This is a genomic window from Actinoplanes sp. L3-i22 (assembly GCF_019704555.1).
Lineage (GTDB): Bacteria > Actinomycetota > Actinomycetes > Mycobacteriales > Micromonosporaceae > Actinoplanes.
In genome coordinates, this window is record NZ_AP024745.1 from 46,952 (window position 1) to 67,406 (window position 20,455).

18 protein-coding genes and 1 tRNA gene are annotated in these 20,455 nt (G+C 70.5%); 11 read left to right on the top strand and 8 right to left on the bottom strand.

All coding sequences use genetic code 11. The features are described from left to right. The first annotated feature begins 130 nt into the window (after window positions 1–130). Genes L3i22_RS00225 through pknB form a run of 4 tightly spaced genes read left to right on the top strand, consistent with a single transcriptional unit; the run spans window position 131 to window position 6,138 of the window. Window positions 131–1,519: an FtsW/RodA/SpoVE family cell cycle protein gene (locus L3i22_RS00225; protein ID WP_255658810.1), complete on the top strand. Its 1,389-nt coding sequence runs from the start codon at window positions 131–133 to the stop codon at window positions 1,517–1,519. Further along, entirely contained in the window at window positions 1,516–3,018 is a 1,503-nt protein-coding gene (locus L3i22_RS00230) for a penicillin-binding protein 2 (RefSeq protein ID WP_221324997.1), read from the top strand. Before L3i22_RS00225 ends, L3i22_RS00230 begins: the two co-directional genes overlap by 4 nt. A gap of 1 nt (window position 3,019) precedes the next feature. Continuing rightward, window positions 3,020–4,369: a serine/threonine-protein kinase gene (locus tag L3i22_RS00235; protein WP_221324998.1), complete on the top strand. Its 1,350-nt coding sequence runs from the start codon at window positions 3,020–3,022 to the stop codon at window positions 4,367–4,369. Beyond that, complete coding sequence (pknB, locus tag L3i22_RS00240) at window positions 4,366–6,138, top strand: Stk1 family PASTA domain-containing Ser/Thr kinase (protein ID WP_221324999.1); 1,773 nt, start codon at window positions 4,366–4,368, stop codon at window positions 6,136–6,138. Before L3i22_RS00235 ends, pknB begins: the two co-directional genes overlap by 4 nt. Before the next feature lie 81 nt (window positions 6,139–6,219). On the opposite strand, the gene L3i22_RS00245 is transcribed toward pknB, so the two are convergent. From L3i22_RS00245 to L3i22_RS00260, 4 genes are all read right to left on the bottom strand, one after another. Continuing rightward, on the bottom strand, window positions 6,220–6,879 hold the full coding sequence (locus tag L3i22_RS00245; protein ID WP_221325000.1) for an aminodeoxychorismate/anthranilate synthase component II: 660 nt from the start codon (window positions 6,877–6,879) through the stop codon (window positions 6,220–6,222). Further along, the gene (locus L3i22_RS00250) at window positions 6,872–7,180 is read right to left on the bottom strand and encodes a hypothetical protein (protein WP_221325001.1); all 309 of its coding nucleotides are present in this window, start codon (window positions 7,178–7,180) and stop codon (window positions 6,872–6,874) included. The genes L3i22_RS00245 and L3i22_RS00250 overlap by 8 nt, the downstream gene beginning before the upstream one ends. A gap of 4 nt (window positions 7,181–7,184) precedes the next feature. Further along, window positions 7,185–9,380 carry a class E sortase gene (locus tag L3i22_RS53260; RefSeq protein WP_255657847.1) on the bottom strand — a complete coding sequence of 732 codons (2,196 nt, stop codon included), beginning with the start codon at window positions 9,378–9,380 and terminating at the stop codon, window positions 7,185–7,187. Between the two features lie 161 nt (window positions 9,381–9,541). Then, window positions 9,542–10,351: a DUF881 domain-containing protein gene (locus tag L3i22_RS00260; RefSeq protein ID WP_221325002.1), complete on the bottom strand. Its 810-nt coding sequence runs from the start codon at window positions 10,349–10,351 to the stop codon at window positions 9,542–9,544. Between the two features lie 173 nt (window positions 10,352–10,524). On the opposite strand from L3i22_RS00260, the gene L3i22_RS00265 reads away from it, so the two are divergent. After that, window positions 10,525–10,788 carry a cell division protein CrgA gene (locus L3i22_RS00265; RefSeq protein WP_221325003.1) on the top strand — a complete coding sequence of 88 codons (264 nt, stop codon included), beginning with the start codon at window positions 10,525–10,527 and terminating at the stop codon, window positions 10,786–10,788. Window positions 10,789–10,953: 165 nt separating this feature from the next. Then, complete coding sequence (locus L3i22_RS00270; RefSeq protein WP_221325004.1) at window positions 10,954–13,101, top strand: (Fe-S)-binding protein; 2,148 nt, start codon at window positions 10,954–10,956, stop codon at window positions 13,099–13,101. Window positions 13,102–13,157: 56 nt separating this feature from the next. Here L3i22_RS00270 and L3i22_RS00275 read toward each other — a convergent pair whose 3' ends face one another. Beyond that, window positions 13,158–13,820, bottom strand: coding sequence for a GPP34 family phosphoprotein (locus tag L3i22_RS00275; protein WP_221325005.1), 663 nt, complete (start codon window positions 13,818–13,820; stop codon window positions 13,158–13,160). An 86-nt stretch (window positions 13,821–13,906) separates the two neighbouring features. On the opposite strand from L3i22_RS00275, the gene L3i22_RS00280 reads away from it, so the two are divergent. From L3i22_RS00280 to L3i22_RS00290, 3 genes are all read left to right on the top strand, one after another. After that, complete coding sequence (locus L3i22_RS00280) at window positions 13,907–15,244, top strand: hemolysin family protein (protein ID WP_221325006.1); 1,338 nt, start codon at window positions 13,907–13,909, stop codon at window positions 15,242–15,244. Then, complete coding sequence (locus L3i22_RS00285; RefSeq protein WP_221325007.1) at window positions 15,237–16,268, top strand: hemolysin family protein; 1,032 nt, start codon at window positions 15,237–15,239, stop codon at window positions 16,266–16,268. Before L3i22_RS00280 ends, L3i22_RS00285 begins: the two co-directional genes overlap by 8 nt. A gap of 190 nt (window positions 16,269–16,458) precedes the next feature. Beyond that, window positions 16,459–17,316: a LamG-like jellyroll fold domain-containing protein gene (locus L3i22_RS00290; RefSeq protein WP_221325008.1), complete on the top strand. Its 858-nt coding sequence runs from the start codon at window positions 16,459–16,461 to the stop codon at window positions 17,314–17,316. Window positions 17,317–17,879: 563 nt separating this feature from the next. Here the strand turns inward: L3i22_RS00290 and L3i22_RS00295 are convergent. Together L3i22_RS00295 and L3i22_RS00300 are read right to left on the bottom strand one after the other, a co-directional pair. Further along, a tRNA-Gly gene (locus tag L3i22_RS00295) sits at window positions 17,880–17,950 on the bottom strand. 76 nt (window positions 17,951–18,026) lie between these two features. Continuing rightward, window positions 18,027–18,533 (bottom strand): pyridoxamine 5'-phosphate oxidase family protein, encoded by a 507-nt coding sequence (locus L3i22_RS00300; RefSeq protein WP_221325009.1) that lies wholly within the window; start codon window positions 18,531–18,533, stop codon window positions 18,027–18,029. A gap of 120 nt (window positions 18,534–18,653) precedes the next feature. Here L3i22_RS00300 and dcd point away from each other — a divergent pair, with 120 nt between their 5' ends. Together dcd and L3i22_RS00310 are read left to right on the top strand one after the other, a co-directional pair. Continuing rightward, complete coding sequence (gene dcd, locus L3i22_RS00305) at window positions 18,654–19,232, top strand: dCTP deaminase (RefSeq protein WP_221325010.1); 579 nt, start codon at window positions 18,654–18,656, stop codon at window positions 19,230–19,232. Window positions 19,233–19,241: 9 nt separating this feature from the next. After that, entirely contained in the window at window positions 19,242–19,868 is a 627-nt protein-coding gene (locus tag L3i22_RS00310) for a class I SAM-dependent methyltransferase (RefSeq protein ID WP_221325011.1), read from the top strand. A gap of 41 nt (window positions 19,869–19,909) precedes the next feature. Here the strand turns inward: L3i22_RS00310 and L3i22_RS00315 are convergent, their stop codons facing one another. Beyond that, window positions 19,910–20,386: a YcxB family protein gene (locus tag L3i22_RS00315; RefSeq protein ID WP_255657848.1), complete on the bottom strand. Its 477-nt coding sequence runs from the start codon at window positions 20,384–20,386 to the stop codon at window positions 19,910–19,912. Between the last annotated feature and the right edge of the window lie 69 nt (window positions 20,387–20,455).

The following is a 20,455-nucleotide window of genomic DNA, read 5'->3' on the forward strand; positions in this document are numbered from 1 at the left end:
ACAACGTCTGGGGAATTTCTTGACCGCGCCCGCCGTACCGGCTCCCTCACCCTCCACCACGGGTGAGCTGTCGCGTATCCCGGGATTGAAGACCCGCCGCAACGCCGAGCTGGCCCTGCTGGGGCTGGCGATGGCGTTGGTGGCGGCGTTCGGCTGGACCGTCGAGGCGAACCAGTACGGCACCGTCTCGGCGACGTTCTGGGTTCCGGCGGTACTCCTGAGCATCCTGTTCCTGGGGCTGCACCTGGTGGTGCGGCTGACCGCGCCGTACGCGGATCCGGTGTTGATCCCGGCGGTCGCGCTGATCAACGGGATCGGGGTGGCGTTCCTGCGCCGCCTCGACATCGCGCGCGCGATCGCCCAGAAGGACCCGATGCCGGGCGTCTTCGCCGGCACCGGCGGGCGGCAGCTGGCCTGGACGCTGGCGTCGCTGATCCTGGCCGCGGTGCTGCTGCTGGTGGTGCGCGATCACAAGGTGGTCTCGCGGTACGCCTACACCCTGGGCCTGGCCGGCATCGTGCTGGTGATGATCCCGGCGGTGCTGCCCGGCAGCCTCTCCGAGGTGAACGGCGCGAAGCTGTGGATCAAGTTCGGCTCGTTCTCCATCCAGCCGGGTGAGTTCGCCAAGCTGGCCCTGGTCTCCTTCTTCGCGTACTACCTGGTCCGCAAGCGCGAGGTGCTGTCGCTGGCCAGCCACCGGTTCCTCGGGCTGGACTTCCCGCGCGGCCGCGACCTGGGCCCGGTTCTCACGGTCTGGCTGCTCAGCCTCCTGGTCCTGGTCTTCGAGAAGGACCTGGGCACCGCGCTGATGTACTTCGGCCTGTTCGTGGTCACGCTCTACGTGGCCACCGAGCGGTCCAGCTGGCTGATCATCGGCCTGCTGCTGTTCTTCGGCGGCGTCTACGTGGCGTACCTGCTGGGTGAGTCGGTGGGCGGCCCGTTCGCGAACTTCTACGACCGGGCGTCGATCTGGCTCGACCCGTTCGCCCCGAAGTACATCGACAACGACGGCTACCAGCTGGTCCAGGGCCTGTTCGGCCTGGGTTCGGGCGGCCTGTTCGGGTCGGGGCCGGGGGCCGGCTCGCCGGGCTTCATCCCCGAGGTGCGTACCGACTTCATCTTCGCCGGCCTGGGTGAGGAGATCGGCCTGTTCGGCCTCTCCGCGCTGCTGGTGACGTACCTGCTGATCGTCGAGCGGGGCCTGCGCGCGGCGCTGGCGGTCCGGGACTCGTTCGGCAAGCTGGTCGCCGGCGGCCTGGCGTTCACGCTCGGCTTGCAGATCTTCGTCATCCTGGGTGGCATCACCGGGTTGATCCCGCTGACCGGTCAGACCACGCCGTTCCTGTCCGCCGGTGGCTCGTCGCTGATGGCCAACTGGCTGCTGGTGGCGATGCTCCTGCGGATCTCCAACGCGGCGCGCGGTCCGGCCGCCGGCGGGACCGGGCCGGAGCGGCCCGGCGGACCCAAGAAAGCCCCCACTCAGCTGCACGGCGCCATGACGGAGGTGATCAAGCCGTGAATGCCCCTCTTCGCCGCGCCGGCGTGGTCGTCCTCGTGCTGTTCGGCCTGATCTTCGCGAACCTGAACTGGATCCAGGCGTACAAGGCCGACGAGTACCGGACGGCGGCCCGCAACCCGCGGGTCACCGTGGCCGAGTACGAACGCCCCCGGGGTGTGATCGAGGCCGACGGCGGCGTCGCGCTGGCCAAGAACACCGCCACCGACGACACCCTGAAGTACCTGCGGGTGTACCCGAAGAAGGAGATCTACGCCCCGGTCCTCGGGTACAAGCCGGTCAGCATCGGCGCCACCGGGATCGAGTCGAGCGAGAACGACTTCCTCTCCGGCGAGAGCGACAAGCTCTTCGCGGACCGGCTCAGCGACATGTTCACCGGTCAGCAGACCGAGGGCGGCAACGTCATCCTGTCGCTGAAGTCGAAGGTCCAAGAGGTCGCCTGGAAGCAGATGACCGACAACGAGCGCGGGGCGACGAAGGGCGCGGCGGTCGCCATCGACCCGCAGACCGGCGCGATCCAGGCGCTCGTCTCGATGCCGAGCTACGACCCGAACCAGCTGGTCACGCACGACAAGACGGCGGCGTCGAAGGCGTACCAGCAGCTCAACGCGGACAAGGACCAGCCGCTGCTGAACCGGGCGCTGGCGCAGACCCTGCCACCCGGCTCGACCTTCAAGGTGATCGTATCGGCGGCGGCGCTGCAGAACGGCTACGACGTCAACTCCGAGATCCCGGCCGGCAGTGAGTACCGGGAGAGCGGCGCGGTCATCCGCAACGCCGAGGACGAGGTCTGCCCCGGTGGCCAGATCTCGCTCAAGGAGGCGCTGACCGAGAGCTGCAACACCGGGTACGCCAAGCTCGGCGTGAAGCTCGGCGCGGACAAGGTCAAGGCGGCCGCGAAGGCGTTCGGGTTCGAGGACGACACGCTCAAGGTCGGCGAGCTGGAGAGCGGCGACGGCCTGAAGGTCGCGGCCAGCCACACCGGCAACATCGCGAACCCGGACGGCAGCACCGACAAGGGCGCGCTGGCGCAGTCCTCGATCGGCCAGCGGGACGTGCGGATGACGCCGCTGCAGGGCGCGCTGATCGCGGCCACGGTGGCGAACGGCGGCGAGCAGATGCGCCCCTACCTGGTGCAGAAGCTGCTGAGCTCGGAACGCCGGACGATCTACACCGCCTCGCCGAAGAAGCGCAGCAACCCGATCGACGGCAAGGTCGCCTCGCAGCTGAAAGAGATGATGGTCAGCGTCGTCGAGAACGGCACCGGTAAGAAGGCGCAGATCGACGGGATGACCGTCGGCGGCAAGACCGGTACCGCGCAGAACGCCGAGGGCGCCGACCCGCACGGGTGGTTCATCGGCTTCGCGTTCGACGACAAGGGTAAGGCCGTCTCGGCGGTCTGCGTCATGCTGGAGAACGTGCAGGGCGGCCACGCGAGCGCCGAAGCGGCCCGGATCGCCGGCCTGATCATGAAGGCCGCGGCCGGCGGGGGAGGAAACTGACATGATCCGCCCGGGGGTCACGCTCGGTGGGCGGTACCGCTTGGAAGAGCGGATCGCCGGCGGCGGTATGGGTGACGTGTGGCGCGGCACGGACGACGTGCTGGGCCGGACGGTCGCCGTCAAGATCTTGTTGCCCGCACTGCTGGACGAGCCCGGCTTCGCCGAGCGGTTCCGCGGTGAGGCGCGCACCATGGCGACGATCAACCACCCTGGCGTGGTCGACGTCTACGACTACGGCAGCGACCAGCAACTCGCCTTCCTGGTGATGGAGTACGTCGAGGGCGACGCCCTGTCCCGCACGCTGAGCCGGGTCGGCCGGCTCACCCCGGCGCGGACCATGGCGCTGGTGGCCCAGGCCGCCGACGCGCTGCAGGCCGCCCACGCGAACGGGATCGTGCACCGCGACGTGAAGCCCGGCAACCTGCTGGTCCGGCCGAACGGGACGCTGGTCCTGACCGACTTCGGCATCGCCCGGTCCGCCCTGGTCGGGCAGCTGACCGTGGCCGGCGCGGTGCTCGGCACGGCGTCGTACATCTCGCCCGAGCAGGCGGCCGGCGACACCGCCACCGCGGCCTCCGATGTGTACGCGCTCGGCGTCGTCGCCTACCAGTGCCTCTCCGGGCACCGGCCGTTCGACGGGTCGACCCCGATCGAGATCGCCATGAAGCACGTCCGGGAGACGCCGCGCCCGCTGCCCGGCGACATCCCGCCCGCGGTCCGCGCCATCGTCGAGCGCGCCCTGGCCAAGGACCCGACCGCCCGCTGGCCCAGTGCCGCGGCGATGGCCGCGGTGGCCCGGCAGGCCGCCGCGTCGCTGACCACCACGGTGCAGCCGCCGGTGAGTCAGCCGATGCGGGCCACCCCGATCAGCCCGGCCCCGGCTCAGCAGGCCCGGGCCTCGGTGCCGCGCCCGACGTCGGGCGCCCGCGGCGCCGCGTCGGTGCCGTCGGTCCCGTCCGCACCGCCGGCGTCCGGTCCACCGGCCGCGCCGGTCGCGCCGCCGATGCCACCGCACTACCGCCCGCAGTCCGGTCCGCCGATGAGTGGCTATCCGCAGCAGCAGATGCCGGGGGCCAAGCCGGAGGGCTCGTTCGGCCGTCAGGTGCTGATCGTGCTCGCGGTGGTGCTGGCTCTGCTGGTGCTGCTCTGTGCCGGTGTCATCTCATTCCTGTATCGACAAGGCAACACACAAGGCGCCGCCGAAATCGCGCTGGGTGATCGCAGCAGCTCGACGGCTATCCTCCGGATGGGCGTGGCCGGCGACCGGGTGTCGACGGCGTCGTACCGTCTTATCAAGGCCGATGCCCAGTTCGGCCGGATCCGACCGAACGAAGGACGACAGACGCTATGACGGCGCAGGCCCGACTGCTAGGTGGCAGGTATCAGGTCGGCGAGCTGCTCGGCTATGGCGGCATGGCGGAGGTGCACCGGGGCCGCGACCTCCGTCTCGGCCGGGACGTGGCGATCAAGATGCTGCGTACCGACCTGGCCCGGGATCCTACGTTCCAGGAGCGGTTCCGCCGCGAGGCGCAGAACTCGGCCGCGCTGAACCACCCGGCCATCGTCGCCGTCTACGACACCGGCGAGGAGATCTCCGCCACCGGTGAGAAGCTTCCGTTCATCGTCATGGAGTTCGTCAACGGCCAGACGCTGAAGGAAGAGCTCGCCCAGGAGCAGCGGCTGCAGCCACGCCGCGCCCTCGAGGTCATCGCCGACATCTGCGCCGCGCTGGAGTTCAGCCACCGGCACGGGATCATCCACCGGGACATCAAGCCCGGCAACGTGATGATCACGCAGAGCGGCCAGGTCAAGGTCATGGACTTCGGTATCGCCCGGGCCCTGGCCAGCGGCGCCACCACGATGACGCAGACCAGCGCGGTGATCGGGACCGCGCAGTACCTTTCTCCCGAGCAGGCCCGCGGCGAGGCGGTCGACGCCCGCTCCGATGTGTACGCGGCCGGCTGTGTCCTCTTCGAACTGGTCGTCGGGCACCCGCCGTTCGTCGGTGACAGCCCGGTCAGCGTGGCCTACCAGCACGTCCGGGAGGACCCGAAGTCGCCGAGCTCGATCAACCGCGAGGTCCCGCCGGATCTCGACGCGATCGTGCTGAAGGCCCTGGCGAAGAACCCGCTGAACCGTTACCAGAGCGCCCAGGAGATGCGCGCCGACGCGCTGCGCGCCGTCTCCGGCCGCCCGGTGATGGCCACCCCGGTGATGAACCAGGCCGAGACCGTCGCGATGAACAACGGCCCCCGGCAGTGGCAGCCGCAGGCGGCGACCACCATGCAGCGGCCGGTCCAGGGTGGTTACCCGGCGGGTCGGCAGCCCGACAACAAGCAGTCCTGGGTGTGGGCCGCGCTGGCCGGCCTGGGCGTGCTGGTGGTGATCGTGCTCGGCGTCGCGCTGGCGCTGAACAAGAACAACGACAAGACCGGCAACACCCCCGCGCCGACGGCCCAGGCGCAGCTGCCCGATCTGAAGGGCCTCACCGAGTCGCAGGCGCAGTCGAAACTGACCCAGCTCGGCTTCACCAACGTCTCGGCGACCGACCCGACGACCGACGCGGACTGCAAGGGCGAGGTCAGCGCACAGACCCCGACCAAGGGCACGACCGTCCCGGTCGACACCGCGGTCACCTACACGATCTGCAACGCGCCGGACAAGGTGACCGTGCCGTCCGGCCTGGTCGGCAGCACCCGGGCCTCCGCCGAGCAGGCGCTGAAGAACGCGAACCTGGTGCCGGTCATCAAGAACGTCGACAGTTCCGCGCCGAAGGACCAGGTCGTCGCTGTGGAACAGGAGGGCGATTCGGTCGCCCCGGGCACCAGGATCACCGTGAGCGTTTCCAACAACCAGCTCGTGCTGGTGCCGGACGTGATCGGCCGGTCGCAGGACGCCGCCACCGCGCTGCTGCAGGAGGCCGGTCTGAACGTGACGGTCAACAAGGTGCAGGACGGCGGCGACCCGGGCACCGTGATCGCCCAGAGCAAGAAGGCGAAGAGCAAGGTCAACACCGGTTCCCCGATCACGATCACCGTGGTGAGCGACGAGCCGAACCCGAGCGACTCCGCCTCGCCGGACCCGACGGACGGCGGCACCGGCGGCGGCCTCAACGGGTAACCCGCAACGAGAACGAGAGCCGGTCGCCTGTCAGGGCGGCCGGCTCTCGGCGTCTTCCGAGGTGCGTCGAGGCAGCGTGGTTCAGGCGGTGGCGAACGCCGAACGACGCCGCGTCTCCACCTCGGCGGCCAGCTCCGGGGCCTTGGCCAGGGCGTCCGGCAGACCGCAGGTGGCCAGCCAGTTCGCCAGCATGGTGTGGCCGCCCTCGGTGAGCACCGACTCCGGGTGGAACTGCACACCCTCGATCGGCAGCGTCCGGTGCCGCATCGCCATCACCACGCCGGACTCGGTGCGCCCGGTCACCTCGATCTCGTCCGGCAGCGTCTCCTCGAGCACGGCGAGCGAGTGGTACCGGGTCGCGGTGAACGGATCCGGCAGGCCGGTCAGCACCCCCGAGCCCTTGTGGTGCACCAGCGACGTCTTGCCGTGCAGCAACTCCGGGGCGCGGGTCACGGTCGCGCCGAAGGCCGCGCCGATCGCCTGATGACCAAGACAAACCCCAAAAAGAGGGACCTTCCCGGCGTACGTCTTGATCACGTCCAGCATGATCCCGGCGCGCGTCGGCTCCCCCGGTCCGGGTGACAGCAGGATGCCGGCCGCGCCCATCTCGCCCACCTCGGCGACGCTGATCTCGTCGTTGCGGCGGACCTCGCACTCCGCGCCGAGCTGGCCCAGGTACTGCACCAGGTTGAAGACGAACGAGTCGTAGTTGTCGATGACCAGGATGCGGACGTCAGTCACCGGCCAGGCCTCCTCCGGAGTCGGGTTGGTTGGAGGTCGTGCTGTAGGGGATCGCGTCCGGCGCCGAGGCGTCCGGGTCGGGTGACGGGACGGCGCTGGGCACCGCCGCGTTCTGATCCACCGAGTTCGGGTCGATCTGCGAGGTGTCGCCGACCTGCACGTCGTCGAAGGGCAGCAGCGGCGTGGCCCAGGGGAAGACCACGTACCAGAGCAGGGAGCCGACCGTGGCGAGCAGCACCACGGAGATGCTCAGCTTGCTCCAGACGTTTCCCGGGAACTTGCGCCAGATCCAGGCGTACATCCGCTTATGCCTTCAACTTCATCTCGGCCGGGATCCCGGCGTCCGCCTTGGTCTGGTCCCGGGGCACCGTCTTCACCAGCTCCGCGTGCACGATCAGCCGCTGGTAGTTGTTGAACTTCGGGTTGCAGGTGGTCAAGGTGAGCAGGGCCTTGGTCGGGGTGGCGTCCGGCTCGTTCGGGACCGCGGCGACGACCTCGACCTGGTTCGGCTTGACGACCTGCTGGCCGTAGACCTGGTAGACGTACCACGCGTCGCGGGTCTCGACGCCGATCACGTCACCGGCCTTCAGCTCGTCGATCCGCCAGAAGATCTTCTTGATCCGGTGGCCGGCGACCGAGAAGTTGCCGATCTGGCCGGGCTTGGCGGTCTCCGGGTAGTGGCCGGGCGCGTACTTGATGTCCTGCGGGCGGACGCCGTCGACGACCACCCACTCCTTGTCCAGCTTCGGGATGTAGATCCGGCCGACCAGGTTCTCGCCCGGAGCGGCCGGGCCCTTCGCCGCGTTGGTCGGCGTGACGGTCGGGTCGGCCCACGACTGGTCCAGCTCCTGGGCCAGGTGGTCCTGCTCGTTCTGCACCGCGGCGGAGTTGCCGAACACCTCGTAGCCGGCGAACAGCAGCACGATCAGACCGAAAGTGATCATCAGCTCGCCGGCTCCGCGGATGCCGCTGCGGACCTTCGACGGGCGGGTCAGCTCGGAGTAGACGCTCTTGTAGCCCTCGCCGGTCTGCTCCGCGCGGAGCTTGACCACCTTCTCGCCGCGCTTCGGCTCGCCGGGCTGCTCCGGCTCGAACTCCGGCTCGGCCGGTGCGGCCGGGAGGCCGTCGACCGAGGCGGCGCCGAGGACGACCGCGGGGCCCGCGGCATCCCGGGCGGCGGCCGCCGCCGCGCCCGGGGGCAGGGCGGTGAGCTTGCCCGGGAGCGAAGCCCCGGCGGACAGGGTGGGCAGGACGCCGGTGGGGGCGTCGATGGTCCGGATGATCTGGGTCTCGGACGGGTTCGGGTTCACCGCGGCCGGGGGCTCGGCCGGTTCCGGCGGCTCGTTGCTCATCCAGCGGGTGTTCGCGGTCCCCATCTGAGGAGCGGGCCGGCTCGGGGTCGCCGCGGGGGCAACCTGGCCGGGGTAGCCGCCGGACGCGGTGTGACCGCCGGAGTGGGCCGCTGCCGCCGCCGGGCTGCCGGGGGGCGACCAGGGGGCGGGCGCGGCGGTTTGCGGCGTCTGCGGGGCGTTCCAGGGGGTTTGCGGGGTGGTTGCCACCGGGTCCGGCCGGCTCGCGGGCATCTCGGCGCGGGCCGGTGCGGCGGTCTCGATGCGGCCGGTCGCGTCCGGATCCCAGGACGGGGCGGTCGCGGCCGGGGGGACCGGGTCCGCGTGGCGGCTGGCGACCGGGGCGGTCTGGCGGGTGGGCTCGGCGTCCCAGCTGGGCGGGCTGCTGGGCTTGACGGTGTCCGCGTTCCAACCCGGCGAGGCCGGGCTGCTCGGCGCGGCGGACCCGTAGACGGGACTGCCAGGAGCGGCGGAACCGTAGGCCGGGCTGCTCGGAGTCGCGGACCCGTGGACGGGGCTGCCGGGAGCGGCGGAACCGTAGGCCGGGCTGCTGGGGGCGCTGGTGCCGTAGGCCGGGCTCTGCGGGCGGGTCGGCTCGGCGTTCCAGCTCGGGTCGGTGGAAGCGGCGGTCGGCACCGAGATGCTGGGCAGGGTCATGCCCGGCATCGGAGCGCCGTGCAGCGTCACGCCGGTCAGCGCGCCACCGGGCACGGCGGGGCCGGGCGCCGCTGCGGCGATCGGCGGGGACGGCTCGGCCGACCGGGCGAGCGGGACCGCGGAGCCGGGAATCTGCTGCGTATCGGCGATCTGCGGGGCGGCTTCCGCCCGTACCGTAATCGGGTTTTCGATCTTTTCCGGGTTGCCGGGAGCGGGGAACGGCTGCGGCGCGGCAGGCGGCTGAGCGGCCGACGACATCGCGCGGCGGCGGGCCGCGGCTGCGGCGGCGCTCACCTCGTCCAGGCTGACGTCGGTGCGCGCGGCCTGGATCCGCTGCTGAGTGGCCTCGTCGGCCTGGAGGATCGCGGTGTCCGCCGCGGCCTCCGGCGGAGTCCGGGCCGGCTGGGCCGCGGTCGCGCCGGTCGCCGACGGGTCGGCGGCGGCGGGCTCGGCGGCGCGCGCGGCGTGGGGGGAACCGGCCGGACTCGGGCTCACGTTCGTGCCCAGGCCGACCGGGGGTGTCAAGGGCCCGCCGGGCACACCGTCCGGCGAGGCGTCGCTGAGACGCGGAATATACGCGGTCTGGGCCTCGGCATCAGGCGCTCGGTGTCGCCCTCTGCCCGCCGTGCTCCCGGGGAACTCCGCCGGCGTGCTCGTCACTGGGCCGCCTGCGCGGATCGGAGGTCGGTCGAGCCGTCGTACGCCCGCACTGTCACGTCCTTTTCCATCTTCTCCGTGTAACCGAGACCGAAGTCGGTGACGGCCTCTCGGAACTGCTTGACTCCTTCTGCGGACTCCAACGCGCGATGCATCGCTGTGGGTTCGCCGATTGCCGTGATCTTGAAGGGCGGGGAGAAAACCTGGCCGTGAAGGAGCAGCGTGTTGCCGACACAGCGTACCGCGCTGGTGCTGATCACACGCACATCCATGATCGTCATGGCCTCGGCTCCGCCGGCCCACATCGCGTTCACCACAGCCTGGACATCGCCCTGGTGAACGACCAGATCGTCGTTGTCCGGAGCGTTGTCGCCGAAGTCCGATCCGCGCCGGGGTGAGTCGTTCAGGGCGACCGTCAGGCCGGGGCCGTGCAGGGCGGTGAACCCCGCCGGTTCACGAATGGCGTCGGCTTGCTCACGTGCGGTCGCCACCGGGGTGTCGACCTCGGCGAGCCGGGCCGCCTCCTGGTCGACCTGAGCACGCAGCGCCGATTCGCGCTTTTCGATGTCGGCGAGGCGTTCACGTTTGTCGGCGATCAGTTGCGCCAGTTGGGGCCTTCGGTCGTCGCGCAGTGCCGTACCGTCGGCGGTTGTCGCGGAGGTGGTGAACAGCAGGCCCGCAGCCAGCGCGATCAGCGGAACTCCGACGGACCAGATGGTCCGGCTGCCGTCGTGGCGCGGCCGCAGACCGCCGGCGGCGCGCCGCAGCGCGAGCCGCCAGGAGGCCCCACGTTCGCTCTGAAAAGCCACCCCAGCCTCCCTCGAGAACCGTCGCCGGGTATTTTCTCGCCCCGGCGGGTGCCTGTGTGCGCGTCGACTTGATTACGCTAGCTGGCGAACAGTATTCGCCACGGGCAGCATTCGGAGTCCCCGGAGCCGCTCACCGGTGGTTGTTCACCACTTGTTGCCCACAGGAGAGCGCCGTGCCCAAGTCTCAGGTTCGTAAGAAGAAGGTCTACACCCCGCCGTCCGACATCCGCCCTGCGGCTGCGGCGGCCGGCAAGAAGCCGAGTCCGACCTGGCTGCCGGCCACCGCGGTGATTCTGATCGTGGTGGGTATCGGGTGGCTGGTCACCTACTACCTGTCCTCCCAGCAGTGGCCGGTGGAGAGCTGGCGATACTGGAACCTCGCGGTCGGCTTCGGCTGCATGGTGGCGTCGCTGGGCATTTTGTCGCGCTGGCGGTAAGCGCGCGGCCGCGTGTGAACTTCGTCTAAACCAGGCGCACCCCCGCTCGGCGTGGGGTGCGCTTTCGGCTGAGGGGCCGCAAGTCCTTGACCTGCGGCCCACACCGGCCTATTACTCATGGGTAACATAGGCTGGCGCCCAGCCGACCGAGGAGGCACTACACAGATGGGCATCGCGCAGATCATCGCCACCGTTCTGGCGGGGGCGGTCACGGTGGTGGCCGTCGCGCTGGCGGTCCGGGCCGTCCTGACGATCACCAAGGTGATCCGGTCGGGCCAACCGGCACCGGAGCGGTTCACCGACCGGGGTACCCGTACTAAGACCCTGCTCAAGGAGTCAGTCGGGCACACCCGGATGCTCAAGTGGTCCGCGATCGGGGCGGCCCACTGGTTCGTGATGTTCTCCTTCATCATCCTGTCGTCGCTGGTCCTCGAGGCCTACTTCGAGGCGGTCACGCCCGACGGCGAGCTGCCGATCATCGGCCACTGGGCGATCTTCGGATTCGTCACCGAGTGGTTCGGCATCCTCGGCACCGTCGGCATCGGCTACCTGATCTTCGTCCGGCAGCGGCAGAAGCCCGGCGCGGTCAAGCGCAGCCGGTTCCTCGGCTCCACGATGTGGCAGGCCTACTTCGTCGAGTCGATCATCGTGGGCGTGCTGGTCTGCGGGTTCGTCATCCGCGGGCTGAAGGTCGCCAACGGCACGTTCCCGTACCCGGTGTGGGCCGCCCCGCTCTCGCACGCCATCGGCGCCGGCCTGCCGGCCTGGGCGGACGGGCCGACCTGGGGCGCCCTGATCAAGCTGCTCATCTCGATGGGCTGGCTGATCACCATCTCGCTGAACCCGACGATGGGCGTGGCCTGGCACCGCTTCCTGGCGTTCTTCAACATCTACTTCAAGCGCAGCCCGGAGAAGCCGGCCGGTTCCGGCCTGGGCGCGCTCAAGCCGATGATGAGCAACGGCAAGCCGCTCGACTTCGAGGAGGCCGACCCGGAGAAGGACCTCTTCGGCGTCGCCCAGGTCGAGCAGTTCACCTGGAAGGGCCTGCTGGACTTCTCCACCTGCACCGAGTGCGGCCGCTGCCAGTCGCAGTGCCCGGCCTGGAACACGGCCAAGCCGCTCTCCCCGAAGCTGATGATCCTGTCGCTGCGGGACCACGCGTACGCCAAGGCGCCGTACCTGCTCGGTGGCGGCGGCAAGGACCTCACCGGCGAGGAGAAGGCCACCGAGGCCCAGCTCGCGCACATGGACGTGCTGGCGCTCGCCGAGGGCAACCGCCCGCTGATCGGCACCGCCGAGGACATGGGCGTGATCGACCCGGACGTGCTCTGGTCCTGCACCACCTGCGGCGCCTGCGTCGAGCAGTGCCCGGTCGACATCGAGCACATCGACCACATCGTCGACATGCGCCGTTACCAGGTGCTGATCGAGTCGTCGTTCCCCAGTGAGGCCGGCGTGATGCTGCGCAACCTGGAGAACAAGGGCAACCCGTGGGGCGCCCCGCAGAACACCCGCGAGGACTGGACCAAGGGCCTGGACTTCGAGGTGCCCAAGGTCGGCGAGGTCGAGGACTTCGACTACCTGTTCTGGGTCGGCTGCGCCGGCGCGTTCGAGGACCGGGCCAAGAAGACCACCCGCGCGGTGGCGACGCTGCTGCACGAGGCCGGGGTCAACTACGCGATCCTGGGCGAGGGTGAGACCTGCACCGGCGACCCGGCGCGGCGGATCGGCAACGAGTTCATCTTCCAGATGCTGGCCCAGCAGAACGTCGAGACGCTGACCGAGGCGTTCGGCGAGAAGAAGTCCAAGAAGATCGTCGCGACCTGCCCGCACTGCTTCAACACCCTGGGCAACGAGTACGAGCAGCTCGGCCTCGAGGTCGAGGTGGTGCACCACACCCAGCTGCTCGCCCACCTGGTCAAGGAGGGCAAGCTCACCCCGGTCCAGCCGATCGAGGGCGACGTGACCTACCACGACCCCTGCTACCTGGGCCGGCACAACCGGGTGTTCGACGCGCCGCGCGAGGTGCTCGGCGAGGCGGCCAACCTGGTCGAGATGCCGCGTAACCAGGAACGTTCCTTCTGCTGCGGCGCCGGTGGCGCCCGGATGTGGATGGAGGAGCGGATCGGCAAGCGGATCAACGTGGAGCGCACCGAGGAGGCCCTGGCCACCGGCGCGAAGACGATCGCGGTCGGCTGCCCGTTCTGCTACACGATGATCGGCGACGGCGTGACCGGCAAGGGCAAGCAGGACGAGGTCGAGGTGGTCGACGTGGCCACGGTCCTGCTCCGCTCGCTCAAGCAGGACGTCTGACCTAGCGGTTCATGATTCACGTGAAACGGCCGGTCCCGGACGGGGCCGGCCGTTCCTCATGAGCTGATCACGGCCGCCGTGCTCGCGGCGACCGCGCCGGCCATGATCGCGGCCTGGATGTCCTGGATCGCCTTGCGGACCGCGGCGGCGGCCCAGTCGCCCTGCCCGATCTCCTTCAGCCGGGCCCGGACCACTCTCCGGTCCAGGTCCGCGAGAATCTTGCGGTCCAGCTCGGTTGCGGCCGCCAAGGCACAGAGCGCGGCCGTACGGGGTGGGACCGGTCCCGCCCCGAGCACCGCCGCCCGGAGCTTCTCCCGTGCCTCGGTCCGCGCCACCGGCTCGGTGCCGAAGGCGGCCGGGTACCGGGTCCGCGGAAAGACACCGAGCACCCGGCTCCGTTCGATCCGCAGCACGCCGGCCGCGGCCAGACCCTCGACCACCCGGCGCTGGGTGCCCTTGGCGAACCACTTCACCCAGTCCACCGGCTTGCGGGACCGGCGGTCGGTGGCGATCCGCGCCCAGGCGTCGTCGAGCAGCGGGTCACCCAGCGAGCCGGTGCCCCGGGTCACCACCCGGCGGTCCACCACGTCGATCCGCTCGGCGAGCGCCAGCTCCAGCAACACGGCTCCGCCCAGGCCGTGATCGACCCGGGTGCTGTCGATGATCCGGCGGCCGAGTTGATCGTGGGCGAGGAGCGTGAACTCTTCGAGGAGGTTCATCACCCGACGGTAAAGGTGCTTGTCACCACCACGGTTGGTATCGGATGGTCCCGGTCCGGCAGAATGAGGGCCGAGGTGAAGCGATCATGGACGGCCTGCTCCTGACCGCGGTGCTCCCGCTGGCGGCGTTCGCGCTGCTGACGGTGGGCAACGCGTTTTTCGTGGCCGCCGAGTTCGGCCTGGTCACCGTCGACCGGGCGGAGATCGATCAGCGTGCCAAGGCGGGTGACCGCCGGGCCAAGACGGTCCGAACCGCGCTGCACGAGCTGTCCTTTCAGCTCTCCGGCGCCCAGCTCGGCATCACACTTACCGCACTGCTCACCGGCTATCTGGCCGAGCCGGCGCTGTCCCGGCTGATCAGCCCGGTGGTCGAGCCGGTGACCGGATCCGCCACCGAGACCGTCACGCACGTGCTCGCGCTGGTCGTCGCCACCCTGGTGTCGATGCTCTTCGGCGAGCTGGTGCCGAAGAACGCGGCGCTGGCCCGCCCGATGCCGCTGGCCCTGGCCACCGCGGCCCCGCTGCGCGGCTTCTCCCGGCTGCTCAAGCCGATGATCACCGCGCTGAACGGGACGGCCAACTGGCTGGTCCGCCGGCTCGGCATCGAGCCGCAGGAAGAGCTGGCCAGCGCCCGCTCGCCGGAGGAGCTGGGCCTGCTCGCCGCGATCAGCGCCCGGGCCGGCGCGCTGCCGGCCGAGACGGCGACGCTGATGCGCCGCACGATCCGGTTCGGGGAGAAACGCGCCGCCAAGGCGATGACCCCGCGGGTCGACGTGGTCGGGCTGAAGACCACGGCCAGCGTTGCCGACCTGATCACGATCGCCCGGCGGACCGGGCACACCCGCTTTCCGGTGTACGAGAACACGCTCGACGTCGTCACCGGCGTGGCCGGGGTCAACGACGCGCTCGGCGTCCCGCCCGAACGGCGGGCTGCGACCAAGGTCTCGGCCGTTGCACGGGAGCCGGTGTACGTACCGGAAAGTCTTGGTCTTGACAAGGTTTTGGCTGCTCTTCGGGCTGCCGACGCCGACCTGGCGATCGTCGTCGACGAGTACGGCGGCACCGACGGCGTGGTGAGCGTCGAGGATCTGATCGAGGAGCTCGTCGGGGAGATCGCCGACGAGTACGACACCGAGGTCGGCGAGACCGGCACCGCCGAGCTGACCGCCCCGGGCGGCGAGAAGACGTTCCTGGTCGACGGCCTCCTGCGGGAGGACGAGGTGCTGGAGCAGACCGGCTTCCAGCTGCCGGAGGGGCCCTACGAGACGCTCGCCGGCTTCCTGCTGGCCCGGCTCGGGCACATCCCGGTGGTCGGCGAGTCCCTGGAGGAGAACGCGTGGGAGTTCACCGTCATGGAGGTGGACCGGCACCGCATCGAGCAGGTCCGGGTCGTCGCCCCGCCCGAGGAGCCGGCCGATGACTAACGTGATCATCACGGTGGTGCTGCTGCTCGGCAACGGCGTCTTCGTCGGCGGCGAGTTCGCGCTGATCGCCTCCCGGCGGACCGCGCTCGAACCGCTCGCCGAGACCTCGCAGCCGGCCCGCTGGGCGCTGTCGGCGATGAACCAGATCCCGCTGATGATCGCCGGTGCCCAGCTCGGCATCACGATCTGCTCGCTGGCGCTCGGCGCGATCGCCGAGCCGGCCCTGGCCCACGTGCTGGAGGGGCCGTTCCACTCGATCGGCCTGCCCGAGCGCGCGGTGCACCCGGTCGCGTTCGTGCTGGCCCTGATGGTCGTGGTCTTCCTGCACACAGTCATCGGCGAGATGGTGCCGAAGAACATCACGCTGGCCGGGCCAGAGCGGTCCGCGCTCATCCTCGGGCCGTTCATGCTGGCTTTCTGTACGGCGACGAAGCCGCTCCTGGTCGCGATGCGCTGGGCGTCCCGGACCGTGCTGCGACTGTGGAAGATCGAGGCGACCGACGCGGTCAAGACGGTGTTCACGGCCGAGGAGCTGGCCGGGATGGTCACCCAGGCGCGGAGCGAGGGGCTGCTCGGCTCGGAGCAGTACGCGCGGATCCACGCCGCGCTCGGCCTGAACAACCGGACCGCGGCCGACACGCTGCTGCCGTGGTCGCGGGTGACGACGGTGGCGGCGGACGTGTCACCGGCCACGCTGGAGGCGGTGGCGACCCGGAGCGGGCGCTCGCGGTTCCCGGTGGTGCAGCGGGACACCCGGCGGGTGCTGGGGTTCGTGCACGTCAAGGATGTGCTCGGGATCCCCGGCTCGCAGCGGCGGCTGCCGATCCCGGCCGAGGTGATCCGGCCGCTGGCCGTGGTGTCGCCGGAGCGGAGCCTGGCCGAGCTGCTGCTGACCATGCGGCGGGATCGGCTGCACATCGTGCTGGTCAGCGACGGGCGGCGGCCGCTCGGGGTGATCACGTTGGATGACGTGCTGCACGCGGTGATCGGAGAGCCGGCGCACGCGGCGGTGTCGGCGCGCTGATCTGTGCGCTGTTCGCCGGGTGTTCTTCGGCTCCTCTTCGACCCGCTTCGGCGTGCTCTTCGGCGTCGATTCGTGAAAGGTTACGGTCGGGTCTTTCAGGTTCGGCATTTCGGGCTAACGCGTACGAGTGGTCTTTTCTGTGTCCGGAGTTTCGACACAGGGGCCAACTGACAATGCGGACAATAGCCCCATGTTTCGCTCCCGGCGGCGTGCCGTTCCGATCGGTGCCCTGTCCGCAACCCTCGTACTGGGCAGCCTCTTCTTCCTGACCCCCCGCGTGGTCAGCACACCCGCGGGCGCACACCCCGCGCTCGAGATCCTGCCGTCACCCACGGCCGGCGTGCTGCCCAACGCGGCCCGCTTCCCGGCGCCCGCAGACCTCAGCCGGGTCCAGACCGCCAGCGCGCCGGTCGCCCTGCGCTACGACTTCGACGACGGCGTGGGCAAGCCGATCGAGGACACCAGCGGGGAACACGAACTGCGGCCACTCGGCGAGAACGGGGGGACGCTCCGCCTCGTACCGGGCGGAACCGGTCTCGCCGTCGCCTACCCGGACCGGTGCAACCTGCCCAAGGAGCGGGAGTGCCCCCGGGCGATCCTCGAAGGGCAGCGGGACGACAGCCTCAACCCGGGCCGGCGGCCGCTGCGCTACGGCGCGTCGGTCCTGATGACCCACGGCGACCTGGCGGACGGCGCCAACGTGGTGCAGAAGGGCTACTCGGTCGGCGGGGTCAGTCAGTTCAAGCTGCAGGTCGACCACAAGCAGGGGCATCCGAGCTGCGTGATCGCCGGGAACCGGGCCCGGATCTACCGGGCTGAGCCGCGGATGGACGTGGCGGACGGGCGCTGGCACGACCTGGAGTGCAGCCGGACCTCGGACCGGCTGACCCTGCTGGTCGACGGCAGGCCCTGCGCGGCGGTGACGATCCCGCCGGCATTGTCCATCGCCAACGCCGAGCCGCTCCGCATCGGCGGCAAGGGCCCCGGCCTCTCCAACGACCAGTTCGCCGGCGAAATCGACAACGTCTTCGTCGACATCGGCGCCTGACCCCATCCTGGCTGAACCCGCCGACCTGACCACCCGACACACAGCCGACTGCTGAACCCACCCATGACCGAGCCACGCGACGGCGTCCCGACAACCCGGGGCATGGCCGACGCTGATTCAACCTCGCCAACTGACCCGCGCCCCACGGCACGCTGCGCACGAATGGCCGCCTCCCGCACCAAAGCCGCGGGAGGTGCCGGCCAGGATCCGAAGAGCGGACAGCCCCCGCCGCAAACTGCGCGCGAACGACCGCTGTCGCGCTGACGGCGCGAGAAGCGTCGGCCAGGAGCCAAGGAGCGAACCGCCCAGCCGCGAGCCGCGTGCGAACGGCCGCGCCAGCGTGAAGGTGCGGATGGTGCCGGCCAGGAGCCGAAGAGCGAGCCGCCCCGGCGCGAGCTGCGCGCGAGCGGCCACTGTCGCGCCAAGGGCGCGGAGAGCGTCGGCCAGGAACCGAGGAGCGATCCGCCACCACCGTAACGCGGGGTCTGGGGGCTCGGCCCCCAGGCAGAAAGGCGAAGAGGCCCCAGTCCACGCTTTCCGTGGACAGAGGCCCCCTGCATCTGAGCGGGTGACGGGAATCGAACCCGCGCTGTCAGCTTGGGAAGCTGATGTTCTGCCATTGAACTACACCCGCAAGCGGCATCACTGTACCCGATTATCCGGCGCCGTGGCGGAAGCACCCCGCAACGTGGGTGGCCGGGCGGAAACGGTCAGCCGACCATGGCGAGCTTGCGGGGTAACTTGCGGGGGGCTCGCCAGCTCTGCGAGATCGGCATCGGCAGGGGGGCCGCGGCGAGCGGCAGGGCGCCGGCCGGCCCGTGGTGGCGCAGGGTTGCCGACTCCACGTTCAGCTCGAAGAGCTGCCAGTCCACCTCCGGGGACGCGCGCAGGGCGTCGGCGATGGACGCGACCGTGCGCGGGTCGCGGACCGGGTAGGCCTGGCCGGACAGGTAGGCCTCGTCGTCGCTGAGCTCCGGCGGGTAGGAGTGCAGCGCGTAGCGCGGGTCCCGCTCCAGGTCGCGCCGTTTCGGCGAGTTGACCAGGAAGCAGTAGAGCCCGCTGCCGGCGAAGACCGGCGAGATCGGGTGCACCCGCGGGCCGCCGTCGGGGCGGATCGTGGCCAGGTAGCCCATGCCGGGGCCGTACTGCTGCAGGAGTGCGCGGATGCCGGCGGCGAGCGAGGGCTCGACGGCGGCGAACTCGGACCAGGATGCCATGCGAGCAGTCTATCGAACACATGTTCGAACCTGCCAGCGAACACGCCGACCGGGTGACATGAACCCGGCCGCCGGACACGCCGGTCGGGGACCGGTGAACAGGCTCGGTATGGTGTTGCGATGCTGCTCTCCGACCGTGACCTGGTTTCCGAGATCAAGGCCGGTTCCTTCGCGCTGGAGCCCTTCGAGCCCTCGCTCATCCAGCCGTCCAGCATCGACGTACGTCTGGATCGGTTTTTCCGGGTGTTCAACAATCACCTCTACACCCACATCGATCCGGCCGAGCAGCAGGACGACCTGACCGCCGAGGTCGAGGTCGAGGACGGGCAGCCGTTCGTGCTGCACCCCGGCGAGTTCGTGCTGGCGTCCACGCTTGAGGTGATCACTCTCGGGCAGCAGCTCGCGGCTCGGCTGGAGGGCAAGAGCAGCCTGGGCCGCCTCGGCCTGCTCACGCACTCCACGGCCGGCTTCATCGACCCGGGCTTTTCCGGTCACGTCACGCTGGAGCTCTCCAATGTGGCGAATCTGCCGATCAAGCTCTGGCCGGGCATGAAGATCGGGCAATTGTGCATCTTCCGGCTGTCCAGCCCGGCCGACCACCCGTATGGTTCGTCCGTCTACGGGTCTCGCTACCAGGGCCAGCGCGGTCCGACGGCGAGCCGCTCGGCGCTCAACTTCCGGACGTGGCCGACCCGCTAGGGTCGCCGCATGTCCCATCTGGATCGCACCCGGACGGCCTACGACACGGTCGCGCGTCCCTACGCCACGCTGCTGAAGGACGAGCTCCGGCAGAACCCCTGGGACCGTGCGGTCCTGGCCGCGTTCGCCGAGGTGGTGACCGGGCCGGTGCTGGACGCGGGCTGCGGGCCGGGCCGGCTCACCGGGCACCTCGCCGACCTCGGGCTGGCGGTCGGCGGGCTCGACCTGTCACCCGAGATGATCGCGGTGGCCCGGGAGACGCATCCGCTGCTGGAGTTCACCGTCGGCTCGGTGCTGGACCTGGACCTGCCGGAGGCCTCGCTCGGCGGCGTCGTCGCGTGGTATTCGCTGATCCACACGCCGCCGGAGGAGTTGCCGCGCGCGTTCACGGAGTTCCACCGCGTGCTCGCGCCGGGCGGCCACCTGGTCATCGCGTTCAAGGTCGGCGACGGGCTGCGGCATCCGATGATGGGCAGCTACGGCCCGACGATCGAGCTGGACATCTGGTGGCACCCGGTCGGTTTCTTCGCCGGGCTCGGCGCGTCCGCCGGGTTTGCCGAGGTCGCGCGCCTGGAACGGGCCGCATCGGAGACCGAGCACCAGCCCCAGGGTTACCTGATGTTCCGCAAACCCTGAAAGGCAATTGCGACGGTACGACGTGAGCCCCGCCCCCAGGCTCAGCGATGGACGCGCAGACCCTGGGCGGAGGCGGCGCCGAGCACCTGGTCCACCTGGGCCGTGCTCAGGCCGGTCGTCGGCACCCGCACCCACCGGCCGCCGCGCAGGCTGAACATCAGCTGGCCGGAGAGCGCCTCGACGCTCCGGAACGCCCGCCAGGCGTACGCGTGCCGCCCCACCTCGTCCGAGCGGGCCACACCCCCGTCGCTGATCTCGTAGGTGGCCGGCCGGCCACCCCGCATCGACCGGCGCGCGGTCCGGTTGAGCAGCACCAGCGGCACCGCCAGGGCGAGCGCCGCGCCGGCGATCAGGAGGCCGGGCTGCAGGTCGCCGGTGACGAACTGGATCAGCGCGGTGACGAGCAGCAGCACCCAGCCGGCGCTGCGGGCCACCAGCACCGGGGTCCGCAGCCGTCGCCTGGTCGCCGCCGCGATCAACGCCGGATCGGGGGTCGCGATGATCTGGATCTGCACCATTGCAACGTAGCTCTCATACAGGGCAAATCGTCACCGCCCGGACGGCCGATCGGCCCTGCCCGCTCAGCC

Coding starts and splice junctions, on each gene's coding strand:
- L3i22_RS00315 (WP_255657848.1), bottom strand. CDS start 20,386: ATGGTGCAGATCCAGATCATCGCGACCCCCGATCCGGCGTTGATCGCG.
- dcd (WP_221325010.1), top strand. CDS start 18,654: ATGCTGCTCTCCGACCGTGACCTGGTTTCCGAGATCAAGGCCGGTTCC.
- L3i22_RS00300 (WP_221325009.1), bottom strand. CDS start 18,533: ATGGCATCCTGGTCCGAGTTCGCCGCCGTCGAGCCCTCGCTCGCCGCC.
- L3i22_RS00285 (WP_221325007.1), top strand. CDS start 15,237: ATGACTAACGTGATCATCACGGTGGTGCTGCTGCTCGGCAACGGCGTC.
- L3i22_RS00290 (WP_221325008.1), top strand. CDS start 16,459: ATGTTTCGCTCCCGGCGGCGTGCCGTTCCGATCGGTGCCCTGTCCGCA.
- L3i22_RS00275 (WP_221325005.1), bottom strand. CDS start 13,820: ATGAACCTCCTCGAAGAGTTCACGCTCCTCGCCCACGATCAACTCGGC.
- pknB (WP_221324999.1), top strand. CDS start 4,366: ATGACGGCGCAGGCCCGACTGCTAGGTGGCAGGTATCAGGTCGGCGAG.
- L3i22_RS00280 (WP_221325006.1), top strand. CDS start 13,907: ATGGACGGCCTGCTCCTGACCGCGGTGCTCCCGCTGGCGGCGTTCGCG.
- L3i22_RS00250 (WP_221325001.1), bottom strand. CDS start 7,180: ATGTACGCCTGGATCTGGCGCAAGTTCCCGGGAAACGTCTGGAGCAAG.
- L3i22_RS00310 (WP_221325011.1), top strand. CDS start 19,242: ATGTCCCATCTGGATCGCACCCGGACGGCCTACGACACGGTCGCGCGT.
- L3i22_RS00270 (WP_221325004.1), top strand. CDS start 10,954: ATGGGCATCGCGCAGATCATCGCCACCGTTCTGGCGGGGGCGGTCACG.
- L3i22_RS00235 (WP_221324998.1), top strand. CDS start 3,020: ATGATCCGCCCGGGGGTCACGCTCGGTGGGCGGTACCGCTTGGAAGAG.
- L3i22_RS00225 (WP_255658810.1), top strand. CDS start 131: ATGGCGTTGGTGGCGGCGTTCGGCTGGACCGTCGAGGCGAACCAGTAC.